The 20,047-nt window shown below is 73.3% G+C and carries 18 protein-coding genes; 15 read left to right on the plus strand and 3 right to left on the minus strand.

From position 1 onward, the window contains the following. Positions 1–21: 21 nt before the first annotated feature. Positions 22–207, minus strand: coding sequence for a 50S ribosomal protein L28 (gene rpmB, locus ACZ3TI_RS14435; protein WP_014138233.1), 186 nt, complete (start codon positions 205–207; stop codon positions 22–24). Between the two features lie 298 nt (positions 208–505). Between rpmB and ACZ3TI_RS14440 the strand changes: the two genes are divergently transcribed. The 10 genes from ACZ3TI_RS14440 to mutM all read left to right on the plus strand — a co-directional run bounded on the left by ACZ3TI_RS14440 (position 506) and on the right by mutM (position 10,316). Continuing rightward, positions 506–2,134: a DAK2 domain-containing protein gene (locus ACZ3TI_RS14440; protein WP_465726511.1), complete on the plus strand. Its 1,629-nt coding sequence runs from the start codon at positions 506–508 to the stop codon at positions 2,132–2,134. A 41-nt stretch (positions 2,135–2,175) separates the two neighbouring features. Continuing rightward, positions 2,176–4,392, plus strand: coding sequence for an ATP-dependent DNA helicase RecG (gene recG, locus ACZ3TI_RS14445; protein ID WP_465726512.1), 2,217 nt, complete (start codon positions 2,176–2,178; stop codon positions 4,390–4,392). A gap of 105 nt (positions 4,393–4,497) precedes the next feature. Continuing rightward, the gene (locus ACZ3TI_RS14450) at positions 4,498–5,031 is read left to right on the plus strand and encodes a hypothetical protein (protein ID WP_465726513.1); all 534 of its coding nucleotides are present in this window, start codon (positions 4,498–4,500) and stop codon (positions 5,029–5,031) included. A gap of 90 nt (positions 5,032–5,121) precedes the next feature. After that, positions 5,122–5,706 (plus strand): 16S rRNA (guanine(966)-N(2))-methyltransferase RsmD, encoded by a 585-nt coding sequence (rsmD, locus tag ACZ3TI_RS14455; RefSeq protein ID WP_465726514.1) that lies wholly within the window; start codon positions 5,122–5,124, stop codon positions 5,704–5,706. 51 nt (positions 5,707–5,757) lie between these two features. Beyond that, entirely contained in the window at positions 5,758–6,249 is a 492-nt protein-coding gene (gene coaD, locus ACZ3TI_RS14460; protein ID WP_465726515.1) for a pantetheine-phosphate adenylyltransferase, read from the plus strand. A 193-nt stretch (positions 6,250–6,442) separates the two neighbouring features. Next, positions 6,443–7,609: an ATP synthase F0 subunit B gene (locus tag ACZ3TI_RS14465; RefSeq protein WP_465726516.1), complete on the plus strand. Its 1,167-nt coding sequence runs from the start codon at positions 6,443–6,445 to the stop codon at positions 7,607–7,609. A 163-nt stretch (positions 7,610–7,772) separates the two neighbouring features. Beyond that, the gene (locus tag ACZ3TI_RS14470; RefSeq protein ID WP_465726517.1) at positions 7,773–8,417 is read left to right on the plus strand and encodes a YceD family protein; all 645 of its coding nucleotides are present in this window, start codon (positions 7,773–7,775) and stop codon (positions 8,415–8,417) included. A gap of 2 nt (positions 8,418–8,419) precedes the next feature. After that, complete coding sequence (gene rpmF / locus ACZ3TI_RS14475) at positions 8,420–8,593, plus strand: 50S ribosomal protein L32 (protein WP_035866499.1); 174 nt, start codon at positions 8,420–8,422, stop codon at positions 8,591–8,593. Positions 8,594–8,613: 20 nt separating this feature from the next. Beyond that, positions 8,614–9,384 (plus strand): ribonuclease III, encoded by a 771-nt coding sequence (rnc, locus tag ACZ3TI_RS14480; protein WP_465726518.1) that lies wholly within the window; start codon positions 8,614–8,616, stop codon positions 9,382–9,384. Between the two features lie 53 nt (positions 9,385–9,437). Then, positions 9,438–10,316 (plus strand): bifunctional DNA-formamidopyrimidine glycosylase/DNA-(apurinic or apyrimidinic site) lyase, encoded by an 879-nt coding sequence (gene mutM / locus ACZ3TI_RS14485; RefSeq protein ID WP_465726519.1) that lies wholly within the window; start codon positions 9,438–9,440, stop codon positions 10,314–10,316. Positions 10,317–10,339: 23 nt separating this feature from the next. On the opposite strand, the gene ACZ3TI_RS14490 is transcribed toward mutM, so the two are convergent. Beyond that, positions 10,340–11,263 (minus strand): DMT family protein, encoded by a 924-nt coding sequence (locus ACZ3TI_RS14490; protein WP_465726520.1) that lies wholly within the window; start codon positions 11,261–11,263, stop codon positions 10,340–10,342. A 321-nt stretch (positions 11,264–11,584) separates the two neighbouring features. Between ACZ3TI_RS14490 and ACZ3TI_RS14495 the strand changes: the two genes are divergently transcribed. The 5 genes from ACZ3TI_RS14495 (at position 11,585) to ftsY (ending at position 19,043) form a co-directional block, all read left to right on the plus strand. Further along, on the plus strand, positions 11,585–12,931 hold the full coding sequence (locus ACZ3TI_RS14495) for a hypothetical protein (protein ID WP_465726521.1): 1,347 nt from the start codon (positions 11,585–11,587) through the stop codon (positions 12,929–12,931). A 158-nt stretch (positions 12,932–13,089) separates the two neighbouring features. Beyond that, positions 13,090–13,389 (plus strand): acylphosphatase, encoded by a 300-nt coding sequence (locus ACZ3TI_RS14500; RefSeq protein WP_465726522.1) that lies wholly within the window; start codon positions 13,090–13,092, stop codon positions 13,387–13,389. Between the two features lie 426 nt (positions 13,390–13,815). Then, positions 13,816–14,019, plus strand: a complete 204-nt coding sequence (locus ACZ3TI_RS14505) for a hypothetical protein (protein ID WP_045702518.1) — start codon at positions 13,816–13,818, stop codon at positions 14,017–14,019. A gap of 162 nt (positions 14,020–14,181) precedes the next feature. Next, positions 14,182–17,760 (plus strand): chromosome segregation protein SMC, encoded by a 3,579-nt coding sequence (gene smc / locus ACZ3TI_RS14510; protein ID WP_465726523.1) that lies wholly within the window; start codon positions 14,182–14,184, stop codon positions 17,758–17,760. A 47-nt stretch (positions 17,761–17,807) separates the two neighbouring features. Next, on the plus strand, positions 17,808–19,043 hold the full coding sequence (ftsY, locus tag ACZ3TI_RS14515; protein ID WP_465726524.1) for a signal recognition particle-docking protein FtsY: 1,236 nt from the start codon (positions 17,808–17,810) through the stop codon (positions 19,041–19,043). Between the two features lie 120 nt (positions 19,044–19,163). Here ftsY and ACZ3TI_RS14520 read toward each other — a convergent pair whose 3' ends face one another. Then, positions 19,164–19,856, minus strand: a complete 693-nt coding sequence (locus tag ACZ3TI_RS14520; protein WP_465726525.1) for a bifunctional DNA primase/polymerase — start codon at positions 19,854–19,856, stop codon at positions 19,164–19,166. Between the last annotated feature and the right edge of the window lie 191 nt (positions 19,857–20,047).

Genomic DNA, 20,047 nt, shown 5'->3' on the forward strand with positions numbered 1-20,047 from the left:
ACCGGCATGCCGGTCTGCGCGTCAGCGCGAGACCTTACCGGCCTTGATGCACGAGGTGCAGACGTTGAGCCGCTTCGGCGTCCGCCCAATCACAGCGCGCACCGTCTGGATGTTGGGGTTCCAACGACGGGGGGTACGGCGGTGAGAGTGGGAGATGCTGTTGCCGAAGCCCGGCCCCTTGCCGCAGACGTCGCAGTTGGCAGCCACAGGAGTCACTCCAAGACTTCAGATCAGATACTTTCGAAAACCCCGCTCAACCACCGGAGCACTCACGTGAACCAGACCGGACAAGGGGGTGAGCCTGGACGGTTCCAGGCAACCGGAAGAGCATACAACGCTTGCTTCCGTCCCACGAAACTACCATGACCGGCCGAGTGATCGCTCCGGTCGCCGGTCCGGACGGGCCTCCCCGGCCCCCGATAACCTGCCGGTATCACCCCTACCGCTGCCTCGACGCGTTCGAGGCCCCACAGGCCATCGCGGCGTCCCATCCGGAGGAGACCTGGTGCTGCACACGCTCGACGCCCCGGCCGTGCGCACCTGGTGCCAGCTCGCCCTGCGCGCGCTCGGCCAGGCCCGCGAGGAGATCGACGCGCTCAACGTCTACCCGGTCCCGGACGGCGACACCGGCACCAACCTCTACCTGACCGTCGAGTCCGCCGCCGCCGAGGTGGAGAGCCGCTTCGCCGACCCCGCCGCCGACCCGGCCCCCGGACTGGCCGAAGCCGTCCGGGCGATGGCCCGCGGCGCGCTGGTCGGCGCCCGCGGGAACTCCGGGGTGATCCTCGCCCAGTGGCTGCGCGGCACCGCCGAGACGCTGGCCGAGGGCGGCGGCGCCGAACAGCTGCGGTCCGCCCTGCAGCGGGCCGCCGACTCCGCCTACCAGGCCGTCGCCGAACCGGTCGAGGGCACCCTGCTGACCGTCGCCAGGGTCGCCGCCCGGGAGGCCGTCCGGGCCGGGGACGGGCTGGCGCAGGTCGCCGACACCGCGTACCGGGCCGCCCGGGACGCGCTGCGGCACACCCCCGAGCAGCTCGCCGTACTGGCCGAGAACGGCGTGGTGGACGCCGGCGGGCGCGGCCTGGTCGCCGTCCTCGGCGCGCTCGCCGACGCCGTCGCCGGGCAGCAGCCGATGGGCCCGGTGGCGCTGCGCGGGGACGTGGTGGAGAGCTGCGAGGTGCACGTACGGCCGCCGGGCCCCGGGCACCCCGCCTTCGAGGTCATCTACCTGCTGGACGCGCCCGACGAGGCGCTGCCCGCGCTGCGCGAGCGGCTCGGCGGGCTCGGCGACTCGCTGGTGATCGGCGGCGGCGACGGCCTGTGGAACGTGCACGTCCACGTGGACGACGCGGGCGCCGCCGTGGAGGCCGGGGTCGAGGCGGGGCGCCCGCACCAGATCCGGATCACGCACTTCGCCGAGGCCGCCGCCCGGGCCGGCAGCACCGCCGCCGAGCGCGGCGAGCGCGAGGAGCGGGCCCGCGCGGTGCTCTCGGTGGTCTCCGGCGAGGGCCTGGCCGAGCTCTGCGAGCAGTCCGGCGCCGTCGTCCTGCACGCGGACCCGGACCGCCCGCCGGCCAGTGCCGAACTCGCCGCCGCGGTGCGCCGCTCGGCGGCCCGCGAGGTCGTCCTGCTGCTCAACGACCCGGAACTGCGCGCCGCCGCCGGGGCCGCCGCCGACCAGCTGCGCGAGGAGGGCGTCCGGATCGCCGTCCTGCCCACCCGCTCGCCGGTGCAGGGGCTGGCGGCGCTCGCGGTGCACGAGGGCGGCCGCCGCTTCGACGAGGACGTGGTCGCCATGACCTCCGCCGCCGGGGCCACCCGGTACGCCGAGCTGGCCGTCGCCGAGGGGGAGTCCTGGACGATGGCCGGGGTCTGCCAGGCCGGGGACGTGCTCGGGCTGATCGACGGCGACGTCGCGGTGATCGGCGCGGGGCTGGCCGAGGTCGGCGAGAGCGTGCTGGACCGGATGCTCGGCGCAGGCGGCGAACTCGTCACCCTGATCCTCGGCGAGGGCATCGAGGAGACGCTCGCCGAACGGCTGGTCGCCCACGTGCGGCACCGGCGGCCCGAGGTGGACGCGGTGGTCTTCCACGGCGGCCAGGAGTCCGCGCCGCTGCTCATCGGGGTGGAGTAGGGCAGGGATTTTGTCGGCCCGGTGGTGTAAACAGGGCGCTGATGGGCGCTCTCGATGAACCACTGACCAAGCTCGTCGGCGACCGCACCGCGAAGGTGCTCGCCGACAGCCTCAAGCTGCGCACGGTCGGGGACCTGCTGCACCACTATCCGCGCCGCTACGTCGAGCGCGGCCAGCTCACCAGCCTGGACGAGCTGGAGGTCGACGAGCACGTCACCGTGCTGGCCCGGATCGAGAAGGTCACCCTGATCCCGTTCCGCGGCCGCAAGGGAGACCGCCTGGAGGTCGTCGTCACCGACGGCCGCAGCCGGCTCTCGCTGGTCTTCTTCAACCAGGGCTGGCGGCAGAAGGAGCTCAGGGCCGGTGCCCAGGGCCTGTTCGCGGGCAAGGTCGGCGTCTTCAACCGCACCCGCCAGCTGGTCTCACCGGACTACCAGCTGCTCGACGAGGACGCCGGCTCCGACGCCGCCAAGCAGTTCGCCGGCCGGCTCATCCCGGTCTACGGCGCCAGCGCGCAGATGCCCAGCTGGAAGCTGTCGATCTGCATCGAGACCGCGCTCACCAAGCACCTCGGTGACGTCGGCGAGCCGCTGCCCGCCGAACTGCGCGAGCGGCACGACCTGATCCCGCTGCCCGAGGCGCTGGAGCTGATCCACCGCCCGCGCAGCCAGGCCGACCGCGAGCGCGCCCAGAGCCGGCTGCGCTGGGACGAGGCCTTCGTGCTCCAGGTCGCCCTGGCCCAGCGCCGGGCCGCCGACTCGGCGCTGCCCGCCAAGCCGCGCAAGGCCCGCGAGGGCGGTCTGCTGGACGCCTTCGACGCCCGGCTGCCGTTCACCCTCACCGAGGGCCAGCAGAAGGTCTCCGCCGAGATCGCCGCCGACCTGGCGACGGAGCACCCGATGCACCGGCTGCTCCAGGGCGAGGTCGGCTCCGGCAAGACCCTGGTCGCACTGCGCGCCATGCTCGCCGTGGTGGACGCGGGCGGCCAGGCCGTCCTGCTGGCGCCCACCGAGGTGCTCGCGCAGCAGCACCACCGCTCGATCGTCGAGATGATGGGGGACCTGGCCGAGGGCGGCATGCTCGGCGGCTCGGACCTCGGCACCCGGGTGGTGCTGCTGACCGGCTCGATGGGCGTCGCCGCCCGCCGACAGGCGCTGCTCGACATGGCCTGCGGGGACGCCGGGATCGCCATCGGCACCCATGCGCTGATCGAGGACAAGGTCCAGTTCCAGGACCTCGGCCTGGTCGTGGTCGACGAGCAGCACCGCTTCGGCGTCGAGCAGCGGGACGCGCTGCGCGCCAAGGGCGACCAGCCGCCGCACCTGCTGGTGATGACCGCGACCCCGATCCCGCGCACGGTCGCGATGACCGTCTTCGGGGATCTGGAGACCTCCGTCCTGGACCAGCTGCCGGCCGGCCGCTCGCCGATCTCCACCCATGTCGTCCCGGCCCTGGAGAAGCCCAACTTCCTCACCCGGGCCTGGGAGCGGGTCCGCGAGGAGGTAGGCAAGGGCCACCAGGCGTACGTGGTCTGCCCCCGGATCGGGGACGAGGAGCCCGCGGCCGAGCCGAAGCGCAAGCGCAGGGCGGGCGAGGAGGACTTCGAGGACATCGCCGACCTCGGGGCCGCGAGCGACGAACGGCGGCCCCCGCTCTCGGTGGTGGAGACCGCCGAGAAGCTGGTCAAGGGCCCGCTCGCCGGACTGCGGGTGGAGATCCTGCACGGCCGGCTCGCGCCGGAGGCCAAGGACGAGGTGATGCGCCGGTTCGCGGCCGGCGAGGTGGACGTACTGGTCGCCACCACGGTCATCGAGGTCGGCGTCAACGTCCCCAACTCCACCGCGATGGTCATCATGGACGCCGACCGCTTCGGCGTCTCGCAGCTCCACCAGCTGCGGGGCCGGGTCGGCCGCGGCAGCGCGGCCGGCCTGTGCCTGCTGGTCAGCGAGATGCCCGCGGGCACCGCCGCGCGGGCCCGGCTGGACGCGGTGGCGGGCACCCTGGACGGCTTCGAGCTGTCCCGGATCGACCTCGAACAGCGCCGCGAGGGCGATGTGCTGGGCCAGGCGCAGTCCGGGGTGAAGTCCTCGCTCAAGGTGCTCTCGGTGCTGGAGGACGAGGACGTCATCCTCACCGCCCGGACCGAGGCCACCCGGCTGGTCGCCGAGGACCCGGAGCTGGCCGCTCACCCGGAGCTGCGCACCGAGCTGGAGAGCCTGCTCGACGAGGACCGCGCGGCCTACATGGAGAAGGGCTGAGCGGGCCGTCGGGCAGGCCGGATTGTCAGACCCCCGCGAGAGAATGAAGGTGTTCAGGACGCACCCTCAAGGTGCGTACCTGGCGCGACACTTGGGGGTCCTGCCATGGCATTCCGTCATCTCAACGAGCTCCCGCTGGGCGACAAGGTCTTCCGGATCGAACTCGCCAGCGACGACGACCGCGAGGTCACCCTCACCCTGACCGGCTGGCGTGAGGGGGCGGCCGCCGCGCCGCTCGCCTCGGGCAAGCTCCGCCTGCCGGTCGAGGACGTCGCCTCGCTGCGGATCGCGCTCAACCGCGCGCTGCGGGCGCTGGCGATCGTCGCCGACGTCTCCGAGCCCATCCCCGACCGCGACGTGCTGCGCGAGCTGTACCCCGGCCACGGCGCCCCCTGGGTGCCGCAGCACGAGGAGGAGCTGGTCCGGCGCTTCCACGACGGCGAGACCGTCGCCCGGATCGCCGCCCGCTTCGGCCGCACGCCCGACTCCGTCCGGACCAAGCTGCGCGAGCTCGGGCACGACCCGCGCCGCCCCGAGTTCTGCCCGCCCGACGGCTGCCTGTCCTGGTCCCGCTACGCCTCGCCGGCCCTGCTCGGCGCGGCCGTCCCGGCCCAGGGAGCGGCGGCGGACGCCAGTTGAGCCGGTGACCGAGGTGGCCCCGCCGGTCCGACCGGCGGGGCCACCTGCGTATAGCGTGGTCGGGCAGCGACGAAAGGACCTCCCACCACCATGACCCGCGTGATCGCCGGGGCGGCCGGTGGCCGCCGACTGGCCGTACCGCCCGGCCGGGGCACCCGACCGACCTCCGACAAGGCCCGCGAGGCGATGTTCTCCACCCTGGAGGCGCTGCGCGGCACCCTGCACGGGGCCCGGATGCTGGACCTGTTCGGCGGATCGGGCGCGGTCGGGCTGGAGGCGCTGTCGCGCGGCGCCGAGCACGTCCTGCTCGTCGAGGCGGACGGGCAGGCGGCCCGGGTGATCCGGGAGAACGTCCGCACGATCGGCCTGCCGGGCGCCGAGGTCCGGGCCGCGAAGGCGGAGAAGGTGATCGTCGGCCCGCCCCCGCAGAGCACTTACGACCTGGTGTTCCTCGACCCGCCGTACGCCGTGACGGACGCGGAACTGCGCGAGATGCTGATCACACTCCTGGCCGGGGGCTGGCTCGCGGAGGACACACTCGTCACCGTGGAGCGCAGCACCCGTGGCGGTGAGTTCGACTGGCCGGAGGGTTTCGAGGGGCTGCGCTCCCGCCGCTACGGCGAGGGCACGCTCTGGTACGGTCGCGCCGCCGCCGCGGCCGACCAGCAGGAGTAGCGGGCCCGTCGGCCCGCACGAGCCGTCACCCCACGAGGGAGCACACACGCCATGCGCCGAGCCGTCTGCCCCGGGTCGTTCGACCCGATCACCAACGGTCACCTCGACATCATCGAGCGGGCCTCGAAGCTCTACGACGTGGTGCACGTCGCGGTGGCGGTCAACCGCAACAAGCAGGGCATGTTCACCATCGAGGAGCGGATCGAGCTGATCGAGGAGACCACCGCCCAGTACGGGAACGTGGTGGTCGAGTCGCACCTCGGCCTGCTGGTGGACTTCTGCCGGGAGCGCGGCATCCCCGCGATCATCAAGGGCCTGCGCGCGGTCAGCGACTTCGACTACGAGCTGCAGATGGCCCAGATGAACCACGGTCTGACCGGCGTGGAGACGCTGTTCGTGCCGACCTCGCCGACGTACAGCTTCCTCTCCTCGACGCTGGTCAAGGAGGTCGCCTCGTACGGCGGCGACGTCTCGCACCTGCTGCCGGAGACGGTGCACCGCCGGCTGGTCGAGCGGATCGCGGAGCGCAAGGCCGAGCAGTAGGTCCGGCGGCCGGCGGTGGTCGGCCGGTCCTTTTCTGCCGGTTCGTCACGGCATGTCCGTCCGGGCCGGGCTCGGGCGTTGTGACCCTGCCCCGGGGTGGCCGTACAGTCTGTACTCCTGCCCTGCGGTGAGGTCCACCGCGCCGGGCCTGCCTCCGCCGGACCGTCGGCGGCACACGGAAAGACGAAGCCCCGTGGACGTGCAGAACAAGGTCGACGAGATCGTGGCGGCGGTCGAGAACGCCCGCTCGATGCCGATGTCGGCCTCCTGCGTGGTGAACCGGGCCGAGCTGATCGGCCTGCTCAACGACCTCAAGGCGGCGCTGCCCGCCGAACTCGCCCAGGCCCAGTCGGTGATGGCCGACCACGAGCAGGTGGTGGCCGGAGCCCAGGCCGAGGCCGAGCGGATCATCCAGGGGGCGCACGCCGAGCGCGGCTCGCTGATCTCGGACACCGAGGTGGTCCGCCAGGCCCAGTCCCAGGCGGACCGGATCCTCGCCGAGGCGCGTTCCGAGGCCGAGGCCAAGCGGGCCGAGGCCGACGACTACGTGGACAGCAAGCTCGCCAACTTCGAGGTGGTGCTGACCAAGACGCTCGGCGCGGTCGGTCGCGGCCGCACCAAGCTGCGGGGCGACTCGAGCGTCTTCGAGAACGAGCACGACGGCGAGACCGACGGCGAGGAGTTCCGCCCGCAGCGGATCAGCCCGAGCCCCGAGGTCGACGAGTACGTCGATGTGAAGCTCGCCACCCTGGAGAACGTGCTCGGCGCCACGCTGGAGGCCGTCGGCAAGGGCCGCGACAAGCTGCTCGGCAAGCGGCCCATCGACGAGCTGGGCGCCTACCTGGCCGCCGCCGACGAGGCGCAGCAGGCCAAGGAGCGGGCCGAGGCGGTGGCGTCGGGCTTCGCCGCGGAGGCCGACGGCGAGGACATCGCCTGGTACCGCGAGGACGTCCCACAGCAGCAGACCTGGCCCGAGCAGACCCCGGCCGCGGCCGGCTGGCAGACCCCCGGGAACGACCAGTACGCGGCCGCCGCGCAGCAGCCGGGCGGGCAGTACGCCGAGGTGTACGGCGGCGGCTTCGACCCGGCGGGCCAGGGCGACCCGTACAACACCCAGTGGGGCCAGCAGCAGGGCGGCTACCAGCAGCAGGGTTACCCGGCCCAGCAGCAGGACGGCTACGCCTACCCGCAACAGCAGCAGCAGGGCTACGACGCGCAGCCGTACGACGGCTACGCCTACCCGCAGCCGCCCGCCGCCCCGCCGGCCGTGCCGCAACAGCAGCAGGGCCTGGACGAGACCAGCTTCTTCGACACCAGCATGATCGACATGTCCAGGCTGCGGGAGCTCGGCGGCCGCTGAGCGGAGCGTCGCGGAGTCTCCTGACGGGACCGAAGTTGGGCCTGGCGGGAGACTCCGGTAGTCTGACCACTCCGGCATCCCCATGTCCGGCTGTCGGCTTGCCCGCGCAAGGCCGAATCGTCTGGGGAATCCCTCGATCATTTCCTATGGAAGTCAGGACACCGTGAACCGCCTCGACCACCGCGACCCCCTCGTGTTCGACACGCACGAGCTCGGTCGTCGCCCGGGTGCGATGCGCAAGGTGTCCCGGACCCTGGAGGCCCCCGAGGGCTTCGGGATCATCGATGTGATCGGCGTGCCGGAGAAGAGCCCGATCGAGCTGGAGCTCCGCCTGGAGTCCGTGGTCGAGGGCGTGCTGGTCACCGGCACCGCCGACGCCCACGTCGAGGGCGAGTGCGTCCGGTGCCTGGAGCCCGTCGAGTTCGACGTCGACGTGGACTTCCAGGAGCTGTACTACTACCCGGAGTCCGACGAGCGCCACCGCGCCCGGACCGCCGGTGCCGAGGACCTCGACGAGGACCCGGAAGACGAGACTTACCGTCTGGAGGGCGACTTCTTCGACCTCCGGCCGGTGCTGCGTGACGCGGTGGTGCTCGCACTGCCGCTGCAGCCGGTGTGCCAGGAAGACTGCCTGGGCCTGTGCTCCGAGTGCGGAGCGCGCCTGAGCGACGACCCGGCGCACCACCACGATGCCGTCGACCCCCGGTGGGCGGCACTGCAGGGACTCTCCGCCGCCCCCGGCGACGAGGGTGACGGGATCAAGAACAGCGACACCCGTGAGGGTGCCGCCGAGAACCAGGAGAAGTAGCCGTGGCTGTTCCGAAGCGGAAGATGTCGCGCAGCAACACGCGCCACCGCCGTTCCAACTGGAAGGCCGTCGTTCCGGCCCTCGTGGCGTGCGACCGCTGCCACGAGCCGAAGCTGGCGCACATCGCGTGCCCGAGCTGCGGCACGTACAACCGTCGCCAGGTCCTCTCGGTCTGATCGGCGGGGTGTACGGATCGATGTCGGACGGTAACTCCTCCCGCAAGTCGGCTTCCAACGGAGGCAAGGCCGGCGGGCCGGCTTCGACCGAATACGACGTCCTGGAAGGGCGCCTCGGGTACACGCTCGAGCGCGCCCTTCTAGTACGTGCCCTGACCCACCGCTCGTACGCGTACGAGAACGGGGGTCTGCCCACCAACGAGCGCCTGGAGTTCCTCGGCGACTCGGTGCTGGGCCTGGTGGTGACCGACACCCTCTACCGCGTCCACCCGGACGTCCCGGAGGGCACGCTCGCCAAGCTGCGCGCCGCGGTGGTCAACTCCCGCGCGCTCGCGGACGTCGGCCGGGGCCTGGACCTCGGCGCGTTCATCCGGCTCGGCAAGGGCGAGGAGGGCACCGGCGGCCGCGACAAGTCGTCGATCCTCGCCGACACCGTCGAGGCCGTGATCGGGGCCGTCTACCTGGACCAGGGTCTGGACGCGGCCACCGAGTTCGTCCACCGCCTGTTCGACCCGCTGATCGAGGAGTCCTCTCAGCTGGGCGCCGGCCTGGACTGGAAGACCAGCCTCCAGGAGCTCACCGCCTCGGTGGGCATCGGGGTGCCCGAGTACGTGGTCATGGAGTCCGGCCCGGACCACGAGAAGACCTTCACCGCGGCGGCCCGGGTGGCCGGCGAGGACTTCGGCAGCGGCGTCGGCCGCTCGAAGAAGGAAGCCGAGCAGAAGGCCGCCGAGAGCGCCTGGCGTGCGATCAAGGAGAAGTACGCCGACCGGCTGCCCGCGGGCAACTGATCGAGAAGTAGCCTTTTCCTGCTGATCGGTATCGAAGCAGGAGGCTCCTTCCCGTGCCCGAACTCCCCGAGGTCGAGGTCGTCCGCCGTGGTCTGGCCAGTTGGGTCGCCGGGCGGACCGTCGCCGAGGTCCAGGTGCTGCACCCGCGCGCGGTGCGCCGCCAGCCGGCCGGCGCCGCCGACTTCACGGCCCGGCTGACCGGCACCACCCTCGGCACCGCGCAGCGCCGCGGCAAGTACCTGTGGGTGCCGCTCTCCGGTGCCGGTACCGGGTTCTCGCTGATCGGCCACCTCGGGATGAGTGGCCAACTCCTCGTCCAGGACCCGTCGGTACCGGACGAGACGCACCTGCGCGTCCGGCTGCGCTTCGCCGACGGCGGGCGCGAGCTGCGCTTCGTCGACCAGCGCACCTTCGGTGGCCTCGCGGTCGAGGAGGCCGAGGAGGGCGACCCGGAGGGCACGCCCGTCTCCATCGCGCACATCGCCCGCGACCCGCTCGACGCGCGCTTCGACGACGGGGCCTTCGTGGCCGCGCTGCGGGCCAGGCGCACCACCGTCAAGCGCGCGCTGCTCGACCAGACACTGATCAGCGGCGTCGGCAACATCTACGCCGACGAGGCGCTGTGGCGCTCCAGGCTGCACTACGAGCGCCCGGCCGGGACGCTCACCCGCCCGCAGGCCGCCCTCCTGCTGGCCAACGCCCGGGACGTGATGACCGCGGCGCTCGCCGTCGGCGGCACCAGCTTCGACAGCCTCTACGTCAACGTGAACGGCGAGAGCGGCTACTTCTCCCGGGACCTCGACGCCTACGGCCGCGAGCACGAGCCCTGCCGCCGCTGCGGGACCGCGATCCGGCGGGCGGCCTGGATGAACCGCTCCAGCTACTTCTGCCCCCGCTGCCAGCGCGTGCCGCGCGCCCGCAGCGAGGGCTGAACCGACCCTGCTTCCGGCCGGTCCTACTTCTTGCCGGCGAGCGCGGGCTGCTCGGCGCCCGCTTCGCCGGGCGTGCCGTGGGTGTCCTGCCCGAAGTAGGCGACGCCGACCGCGGAGACCACCGCGAGCAGGAAGCCGACCACCCCGAGCCAGCCCAGGCCGGCCTTGGAGGAGTCGCCGAGCCAGAGCACGCCGACCGCGCCGGGCAGCACCGTCTCGCCGACCACCAGCGCGGCCGTCGCGCCGTTCACCGAGCCGATCTGCAGCGCCACCGTGTGGATGTACATGCCGCCGAGGCCGCCGACCAGGATCGCGTACAGCGCCGGGTCGGAGAGCAGCGTGCCGAGGCCGAACGGCTCGACGCCGTTCAGGATGCGCACGCCGACGCCCAGGGCGCCGAAGCCGAGGCCGGAGAGCAGACCGGCGACGATCGCGCCGTTCGCGCCCATCCGCCGCACCAGCAGGCTGCCGCCGACCAGCAGCACGGTGGTGACGATCAGCAGCCACCAGTGGAAGGACATGTCCGCGTGGTGGCCGCCCTCCGGGCCCGCCGACACGGCCAGCAGCACCAGGGCCGAGCAGAGGACGCCGATCGAGGCCCACTCCAGCTGCTTGAGCCGGATGCCCAACAGCTTGATGCTGAGCAGCGCGGTGATCACCAGGTTGGCGCTGATGATGGTCTGCGAGAGGAACAGCGGCAGCAGCCGCGCGGCCAGCGCGCCGAGCCCGAAGCCGATCAGGTCGAGCACCGTGCCGAGGATGAACTCCCAGGTGACGGCGGCCTTCGCGGTGGAGGACAGGCTCGGTCCGCCGTGCTCGGTGGTCGAGGTGGTGGCGCCCTTGGCCGCCTCCTCCCGGGCGGAACGGCGGGATCCGACGGCCTGCAGGACCGAGCCGGTGCCGTAGCAGGCGGATGCCGCCACGGCAGTGACGAGGCCGATGATCACCGGGTGCTCCGATCGGGAGTTGGGTCGAGAACGGGCTGGGTCAAGAAAAGACAAAGGGACCGGCGGTCCGGGACCACTATGCCCCTTCGCGCGATACCGTCGGCAAGCCCCCCGGAGTGCCCCGGAACCGGGCCGGACCCGCCGGGACGTACGTCCGGGCAGCTCCCGCGGTTCCCGCGCCCCAGCCGCATCAGGGTCGGCTCGGGGGAAACATCATCCGCGAGAAGGGGAGCGGCCCCGGCGGTCGGCGGGGAGTCTTGTCATAACCAGTATGCGAAGGGTATGGCGTGCTCCGACGCCACTCGCGGTAGCGTCGGGGGCATGAGAACCCTTGCACGACGTTCCCGGGGCGCCGGGCCACTTGCCCTGGTGGCGGCGCTGCTCGGGCTGCTGCTCCTGCTGGCACCGGCGGCCTCGGCCGCCGGCGGGCTGAGCGACGCCGCCGCCACCATGAAGCAGGGCAAGGTCTATGTCGACCCGGCGATGACCGACCGCTTCAGCCAGGCCCAGGCCGACGCCCTCACCAAGAAGATCGACAAGGCCGACAAGCCGATCTTCGTCGCGGTCGTCCCCGACTCGCCGGCCTACGGCAAGGAGACCGTCTTCACGGACCTCCGCACCCTGGTCGGCATCGACGGGGTCTACGCGGTCTGGCGCGGTAACCAGTTCAAGGCCGACGCGGACCGCGGCGCGATGGCCGCCGGCGTCCCCGCCAAGATCTCCGGTGCGGCCTTCCGGGCCCACAACGGCGACATCGACGCCACCCTGAACGACTTCGTCGACCAGGCCGCCCCGCAGACCAAGGGCCAGGGCGTCAACCACAGCACCTCGATCGCCTGGGTGGTCGTCCCGCTCGTGCTGGTGGCCCTGGCCGGTGCCGGCGTCTTCTTCCTCTTCCGCCGCGCCAAGAAGCGCAAGGAGGAGCAGGCCCGGGCCGAGTTGGAGCAGCTGCGCCGGGTGGTGGACGAGGACATCACCGCCTTCGGCGAGGAGCTGGACCGGCTCGACTTCGACCCGCGCGCGGCGGACGCCGACGACGTCCAGCGCACGGACTACACCCACGCCCTGGACTCGTACGAGAAGTCCAAGCGCCTGATGGAGGAGGCCAAACGGCCGGAGGACGTCAAGCAGGTCACCGAGGCGATCGAGGACGGCCGGTTCGCGCTGGCGACCCTGGCCGCCCGGCGGGAGAAGCGCCCGCTGCCCGAGCGCCGTCCCCCGTGCTTCATGGACCCGCGCCACGGCCCGTCCGTCAAGGACGTCGACTGGGCCCCGGCCGGCGGCTCCGCCCGCTCCGTCCCGGTCTGCCAGGCCGACGCGGACCGGGTGGCGGCGGGCCTCGACCCGGCCGTCCGCACCGTGGAGACCGAGTACGGCCCGCAGCCGTACTGGAACGCCGGCCCGGCGTACGCCCCGTACGCGGGCGGCTACTACAGCAGCTTCGGCGGCGGTCTGCTGCCGGGCCTGCTGGTCGGCACCATGCTCGGCTCGATGATGAGCACCCCGGCCTACGCGGTGGCACCGATGATGGACGGCGGCCACCACGGCTACCAGGACCAGCACGAGGGCGGCGACTACACCGGCGCCGACTTCAACAGCGGTGACTTCGGCGGCTTCGGCGGCGACGACTTCGGTGGCGGCGGCGACTTCGGTGGCGGGGACTGGTAACCCCCGATTCCCGAGCGCTCGACTCCACGCGGCCCCGCCGGTTCCTCCGGCGGGGCCGTTCCCGTGTGCGGGTTCCAGGGTTCCAGGGCTCCAGGACTCCCGGCTCCGCCTCCCGGGCCCGAGCTGTGACCGGGCGTGCGCACCGTTAGGGTCGGGGCATGCACGGTCGCGACGCCCACAGTGAGGAACCGGTCCGGGTCACCGCCTGGGTCCGGGGGAAGGTCCAGCAGGTCGGGTTCCGCTGGTGGACCAGGGCGCGGGCGCTGGAGATCGGCTTGACCGGCTACGCCAGCAACCTCGGCGACGGCCGGGTGCAGGTGGTCGCCGAGGGGCTCGCTCCCGACTGCGAGCAGCTGCTGGCCCTGCTGCGCGGTCCGGGCACCCCGGGCAACGTCAGCGGCGTGACCGAGATCTGGACGGCCGTCGGCCCTGGTTACGGGGGTTTCGAGATCCGCTGAGCCGCCCCCGGAGGGCCCCTCGCGGGCCTGCCGCCGGGCCTGCTGGGGAAATGATCCGGAACGGTCGGTGTCACGAGGTTGCCATCCGGGCAGACTCGTGGTTGACTCCGCATCGAACGATGATCCACGAGCATGTGGTGGACCCGTCCCGTTGGACCCCCAGGCGTGACCACACCGCCGGGCGGGTGACAGGGGCGCGGTAGCGTGCGGTGATCGTGTTGACCCTTTCCGTCTTTGGTGAGACGCTGGAAGCCCGCGCACACGACCGCGTTCATCCGGCAGGCGCATGCCCTCGGGAGCCCAGCTCACGGTGGTTGTGCCGAAGTGCCCAGCCAGCACTTCCGGTGTCGCGCCGCGCGTGCGTCCCCCTTCCCCCTAGACCTGTACCGTTCCGGTTCGGTCACTCAGCGTGGAGGACCATTCATCATGGCAAAGGCGCTTCTCGGGTACGTCGGCGGCCCCGACCCGCGAATGCTCTCCGAGATGCGACGGCTCCAGCAGCGCGTCCAGGACCTTGAAGCCGAGCTCCTTCGGATGCAGGCTGAGAACGACGCTCTCACCGCTGTCGCTGACGAGCACTCGCTGCTCAACAGCATCGATCTGGATCAGCGGGAGCCGGCTCTCACCTGAGTCCCGCCCGGTCCTCGCAGATCGACGCCGCTGTGCACTGAGCCGCCCCGAAAGGGACGCAGCTTGCAAGGGACGCCCTGATGTGGCGTCCCTTCGTCGTGTCCGACTCCGGATACAGTCGCACGCTGGGGCCCCCTGGCGAGCGACGAGGAGACCGGCCGCGTGCACCTGAAGAGTCTGACGCTGCGCGGGTTCAAGTCCTTCGCCTCCAGCACCACCCTGCGCTTCGAGCCGGGCATCACCTGCGTGGTCGGCCCGAACGGCTCCGGCAAGTCGAACGTGGTCGACGCGCTGTCCTGGGTGATGGGCGAGCAGGGGGCCAAGTCGCTGCGCGGCGGCAAGATGGAGGACGTCATCTTCGCCGGGACCAGCGGGCGCGCCCCGCTCGGCCGCGCCGAGGTCAGCCTCACCATCGACAACGCCGACGGCGCCCTGCCGATCGACTACTCCGAGGTGACCATCACCCGGACCATGTTCCGCAACGGCGGCAGCGAGTACGCGCTCAACGGCGAGACCTGCCGCCTGCTGGACATCCAGGAGCTGCTCTCCGACTCCGGCATCGGCCGCGAGATGCACGTGATCGTCGGGCAGGGGCAGCTGGACTCCGTCCTGCACGCCGACCCGATGGGTCGGCGCGCCTTCATCGAGGAGGCGGCCGGCGTCCTCAAGCACCGCAAGCGCAAGGAGAAGGCGCTGCGGAAGCTGGACGCGATGCAGGCCAACCTCAACCGGGTCCAGGACCTGGTCGCCGAGCTGCGCCGCCAGCTCGGACCGCTCGGACGGCAGGCCCGGATCGCCCGCCGGGCCGCCGGCATCCAGGCCGAGCTGCGCGACGCCCGGCTGCGGCTGCTCGCCGACGACCTGTCCACGCTCCGCCGGGCCGTCGAGGCCGAGGTCGCCGACGAACTGGCGCTGCGGCTGCGCCGGACCACCGTCGAACAGGAGCTCGCCCGCGCGGTGCAGCGCGAGCGCGTCCTGGAGGCGCAGGTCCAGCAGCTCGGGCCGAGCCTGGAGACCGCCCGGCAGACCTGGTACCGGCTGTCCGCGCTCGCCGAGCGCACCCGCGGCACGCTCGGGCTGGCCGAGGCCCGCGCCCGGCATGCCGCCGCCGGGGGGCGGGTCGAGGAGCGGCGCGGACGCGACCCCGAGGAGCTGGAGCGGGAGGCCGAACGGGTCCGCGAGGAGGAGGCCGCGCTCGCCGAGGCGCTGGAGGAGGCGCAGTACGCGCTGGCCGAGGCGGTCGAGCGCAAGGGCGGACTGGAACGGGAGCTGGCCGCCGAGGAGCGCCGGCTGCGCGACGCCGCCCGGGCCATCGCCGACCGCCGCGAGGGCCTGGCCCGGCTGCAGGGGCAGGCGGCTGCCGCCCGCTCCAAGGCCGCCGCGGCCCAGGCCGAGATCGGCCGGCTCACCGAAGCCAGGGACGAGGCGCTGCTGCGTGCCGAGGCCGCGCAGGCCGAGCTGGACGAACTCCAGCAGCAGGTGGACGGCCTCGCCGGGGACGACGAGCAGACCGAGGCCGGGTACCGGGAGGCCCGTGAGCGGCTGGCCGCCGTCGAACGGGAACTGGCCGCCGCCCGGGACGCGGCCGGCGCCGCCGAGCGCGAGCGGGCCGGGCTCACCGCGCGGCACGAGGCGCTCTCGCTCGGGCTGCGCCGCAAGGACGGCACCGGCGCGCTGCTCGCCGCGGGGGAGCGGCTGGGCGGGCTGCTCGGCCCGGCGGCCGCGCTGCTGCGGATCGAGGCCGGGTACGAGGTGCCGGTGGCGGCGGCGCTCGGAGCCGCGGCCGACGCGGTGGCCGTCGACTCGCCCTCCGCCGCTGTCGAGGCGCTGCGGCTGCTGCGGGCGGACGACGCCGGCCGGGCGGCACTGTTGATCGCGGATGCGCCTGGAGTTCCGCGCGTGGCAGGGGAGTTGCCGGACGGAGCCCGCTGGGCTTCCGAACCGGTCGGCGGCCCGCCCGAGCTGCTCGCCGCCGTACGGCAGCTGCTGGCCGGGGTGGCCGTCGTCCCGGACCTGGACGCGGCGCTGCGGTTGGTCGCGGAGCGCCCCGGGCTGACCGCCGTCACCGCCGACGGGGACCGGCTGGGCGCCGGCTTCGCGCACGGCGGCTCCGGCGGGGCGCCGAGCCTGCTGGAGACCCAGGCGGCGGTGGACGAGGCGGCCCGGGCGATCGAGGAACTCACCGTGCGCTGCGCCGAGTCGGCCGAGCGGCTGGCCGAACTCGCCGAGCTGCGCCGGGAGTCGGCCGCCGAGGTGGAGCGGCTCGGCGAGCGGCGGCGGCAGGCGGAGAAGGAGCGGGCCCAGGTCGCGGGGGCGCTCGGCCGCCTCGGCGGGCAGGCCCGTGCCGCCGCCGGGGAGGCCGGGCGGCTGTCGGACGCCGCCGCGCGGGCAGACCAGGGCCTGGGTGAACTACTGGACACCGCCGAGGAGTTGGCGCAGCGCCTGGCCGCCGCCGAGGAGTCGGCGGACGCGGGGGAGGACGAGCCGGACACCGCCGAGCAGCAGCGGCTGGCGGAGGCCGCGAGCACCGCCCGGCAGTCCGAGCTGGAGGCCCGGCTCGCGGTGCGCACCCACGAGGAGCGGGTCCGCGCGCTGGCCGGGCGGGCAGACCGACTGGACCGGGCCGCCCGCGCCGAGCGCGAGGCGCGCGCCGAGGCCGCCGAGCGCCGTCGGCGGGCCGAGCACGACGCCGGAGTGGCGAACGCCGTCGCGGCGGGTGCCCGGCAGCTGCTGGCCTGCCTGGAGGTGTCGCTGGCCCGCGCGGACTCCGGGCGGGAAGCCGTCGAACAGGCCCGTGCCGAGCGCGAGGAGGAACTGCGGGAGCACCGCGAGCACGGCCGCGGCCTCAAGGAGGAGCTGGACAAGCTGGTCGACGCCGGGCACCGGGACGAGGTGCTGCGGGCGGAGAAGCGGTTGCGGATCGAACAGCTGGAGGCCCGCGCGCTGGAGGAGTTCGGCATCGACGGCGGCGAGCTGCTCGCCGCGTACGGGCCGGACCAGCCCGTCCCGCCGGGGGTACCGGAGGAGGGACAGGAGCCGGGGGAGCCGTACCCGTACGTCCGGGCCGAGCAGGAGAAGCGGCTGAAGGCCGCCGAGAAGGCGTACCAGCAGCTCGGCAAGGTCAATCCGCTGGCGCTGGAGGAGTTCGCCGCGCTGGAGGAACGACACAGGTTCCTGGGCGAGCAGCTGGACGACCTCAAGCGCAGCCGGCGCGACCTGCTGGACATCGTCCGGGACGTGGACCAGCGGGTCGAGCAGCTGTTCACCTCGGCGTACCACGACACCGCCGCCCAGTTCGAGGCCGTCTTCGCCCGGCTCTTCCCGGGCGGGGAGGGCCGACTGGTGCTGACCGATCCGGACGACATGCTCGCCACCGGGGTCGAGGTGGAGGCCCGTCCGCCGGGCAAGAAGGTCAAGCGGCTGTCGCTGCTGTCGGGCGGCGAGCGCTCGCTGACCGCGGTGGCGCTGCTGGTGGCGATCTTCAAGGCCAGGCCCAGCCCGTTCTACGTGATGGACGAGGTGGAGGCGGCGCTGGACGAGACCAACCTGCGCCGGCTGGTCGGGATCATGGAGGAGCTGCGGGAGAGCTCCCAGCTGATCGTGATCACCCACCAGAAGCTGACCATGGAGTCCGCGGACGCGCTCTACGGCGTGACGATGAAGGGCGACGGCATCTCGCAGGTGATCAGCCAGCGGCTGCGGGACGAGGACCGGGAGCGACCCCGGGCGGCATCCGTGTAGTCCGGCTGCGGTCCATCCGGGCTCCGGTCGCGGATACTGGAGCAGTTATGGAATACGTGATCCTTGCCGTAGTCATCGCCGTGATCGCCATCGGCGCGATCGCGGGCCTCGTCGTTTCCGGCAGACGACGCCAGCAGCTGCCCCCGAAGTCGCAGGCGCCGGTCATCACGGCGCCGAAGCCCACTCCGGCGGAGCCCCAGGTCGGCGAGGAGGCCGCGCCGCCCACCGAGGAGCCCCGCCGCACCGTCGAGGAGGTGGAACTCCCGGCGGAGCCCGAGGCCCCCGAGGCTCCGGCGGTCCCCGAGGCCGTCGAGGTCGTGCCCGCCGAGGCCGAGGCGGCTCCCGCCGTCGAGGTCCCCGAGCCCACCGCCGGCCGGCTGGTCCGGCTGCGCTCGCGGCTCTCCCGCTCGCAGAACTCGATCGGCAAGGGCCTGCTCTCGCTGCTCTCCCGCGAGCACCTGGACGAGGACACCTGGGAGGAGATCGAGGAGACCCTGCTCACCGCCGACGTCGGCGTCGCCCCCACCCAGGAGCTGGTCGAGCGGCTGCGCACCCGGGTGAAGGTGCTCGGCACCCGTACGCCCGAGGAACTGCGCGCGCTGCTGCGCGAGGAGCTGGTCGAGCTGGTCGGCAAGGACGCCGACCGCACCGTCCGCTCCACCAAGCACGCGGAGGGCCCGGCCGTGGTCCTGGTCGTCGGCGTCAACGGCGTCGGCAAGACCACCACCACCGGAAAGCTGGCCCGGGTCCTGGTCGCCGACGGCCGCAAGGTGGTGCTCGGCGCCGCCGACACCTTCCGCGCCGCCGCAGCCGACCAGCTGCAGACCTGGGGCGAGCGGGTCGGTGCGCGCACCGTGCGCGGCCCGGAGGGCGGGGACCCGGCCTCGATCGCCTTCGACGCGGTCAAGGAGGGCATCGCCGAGGGCGCGGACACCGTGCTGGTCGACACCGCCGGCCGACTGCACACCAAGACCGGCCTGATGGACGAGCTGGGCAAGGTCAAGCGGGTCGTCGAGAAGCACGGCCCGGTCGACGAGGTGCTGCTGGTGCTGGACGCCACCACCGGCCAGAACGGTCTGATCCAGGCCCGGGTGTTCGCCGAGGTGGTCGACATCACCGGCATCGTGCTGACCAAGCTGGACGGCACCGCCAAGGGCGGCATCGTGGTCGCGGTCCAGCGCGAGCTGGGCGTGCCGGTCAAGCTGATCGGTCTGGGCGAGGGCGCGGACGACCTGGCGCCGTTCGAGCCGGGTGCGTTCGTGGACGCGCTGATCGGGGACTGACCGGGGTTCCCCGTAGGCCTGTCGTGGGAAGGGTCCGCTCCTCAGGGGGCGGGCCCTTTCGCGTGCCCGGGACCGGGTGGGGCTCCTCGCCCCGAGCGGGTCAGCGGGCGAGCGGATGAGTCACGACGCGATCCAGGCCGGCTCGGGGGTGCGCTCGCGGCCGCGGTGGCAGGCGTAGGCGAGGGTGCCGAGCAGCAGCCGGGCCTCGGGCGGGCAGCCCGCGTTGTCGCGGGTGGGGCGGCGCAGCCAGCGGACCGGGCCGAGGCCGCCGAGGACGGTGGGCGGGGCGGCCACGTAGCTGCCCTCGCCGTGGCAGGCGAGGTCGAGCGCGGCGTCGTCCCAGCCCATCCGGTAGAGCAGGTCGGGCAGGCGGCGGGCGGTGCCGGCGGCGACCAGGAACTGCAGCCGGCCGGTCGGGGCGGCGAGCACCGGGCCGACCTGGGTGCCCATCCGCTCCAGCCGGACCAGCGCCTGCAGGCCGGCCTGCTCGGGGACGTCCAGGACGTCGAAGGCGCGGCCGGTGGGGAACAGCACGGAGCCCTCGGCGCGGCCGGCGCGGGCCCGTCCCTCGTCGCCCGGTACGGGGTGCAGGCCGGGCGCGGCGCAGCGGGTGGCGCCGCAGGGACAGCGGGTCGGGTCGGTGGCGCCGCTGACCGATGTGCCGGTGGCCGGGTCGCCGGTGGCGACCGCCCAACCCCAGCGGCCGGTGTACTCCGCGGCGGCCCGGGACGCGGTGACCTTGGTGCGGCGGCGCGCGCCCAGCGGTGCCAGCCGCAGGTGCCCCAGTCGAAGTTCGCCGAACAGGTTGTCCATGCCTCCCCCAACAGGTTCTCGTTGCCGATGGTTACGGGACGGTGACTGTGTGTCGATTGTCGGACGCGTGGTGCGTTGTGCGGTGGCGGCGCGCAGCGCGTGGCGTGCGCCTGTTCCGGTGGTGCGCCTCGGGCGCCGCCTTGTGGGGGCGACGCGGATGCCGGATCGTCGTGTGCGCGAGACTGTTGCCG

Source organism: Kitasatospora sp. NPDC023120 (assembly GCF_055560835.1).

What these genes read in the sequence shown, in the direction of transcription:
- recG (WP_465726512.1), top strand. Translation starts at nt 2,176, where the DNA reads ATGGGCGCTCTCGATGAACCACTGACCAAGCTCGTCGGCGACCGCACC.
- ACZ3TI_RS14450 (WP_465726513.1), top strand. Translation starts at nt 4,498, where the DNA reads ATGGCATTCCGTCATCTCAACGAGCTCCCGCTGGGCGACAAGGTCTTC.
- rsmD (WP_465726514.1), top strand. Translation starts at nt 5,122, where the DNA reads ATGACCCGCGTGATCGCCGGGGCGGCCGGTGGCCGCCGACTGGCCGTA.
- coaD (WP_465726515.1), top strand. Translation starts at nt 5,758, where the DNA reads ATGCGCCGAGCCGTCTGCCCCGGGTCGTTCGACCCGATCACCAACGGT.
- rnc (WP_465726518.1), top strand. Translation starts at nt 8,614, where the DNA reads ATGTCGGACGGTAACTCCTCCCGCAAGTCGGCTTCCAACGGAGGCAAG.
- ACZ3TI_RS14495 (WP_465726521.1), top strand. Translation starts at nt 11,585, where the DNA reads ATGAGAACCCTTGCACGACGTTCCCGGGGCGCCGGGCCACTTGCCCTG.
- ACZ3TI_RS14500 (WP_465726522.1), top strand. Translation starts at nt 13,090, where the DNA reads ATGCACGGTCGCGACGCCCACAGTGAGGAACCGGTCCGGGTCACCGCC.
- ACZ3TI_RS14505 (WP_045702518.1), top strand. Translation starts at nt 13,816, where the DNA reads ATGGCAAAGGCGCTTCTCGGGTACGTCGGCGGCCCCGACCCGCGAATG.
- ftsY (WP_465726524.1), top strand. Translation starts at nt 17,808, where the DNA reads ATGGAATACGTGATCCTTGCCGTAGTCATCGCCGTGATCGCCATCGGC.
- ACZ3TI_RS14520 (WP_465726525.1), bottom strand. Translation starts at nt 19,856, where the DNA reads ATGGACAACCTGTTCGGCGAACTTCGACTGGGGCACCTGCGGCTGGCA.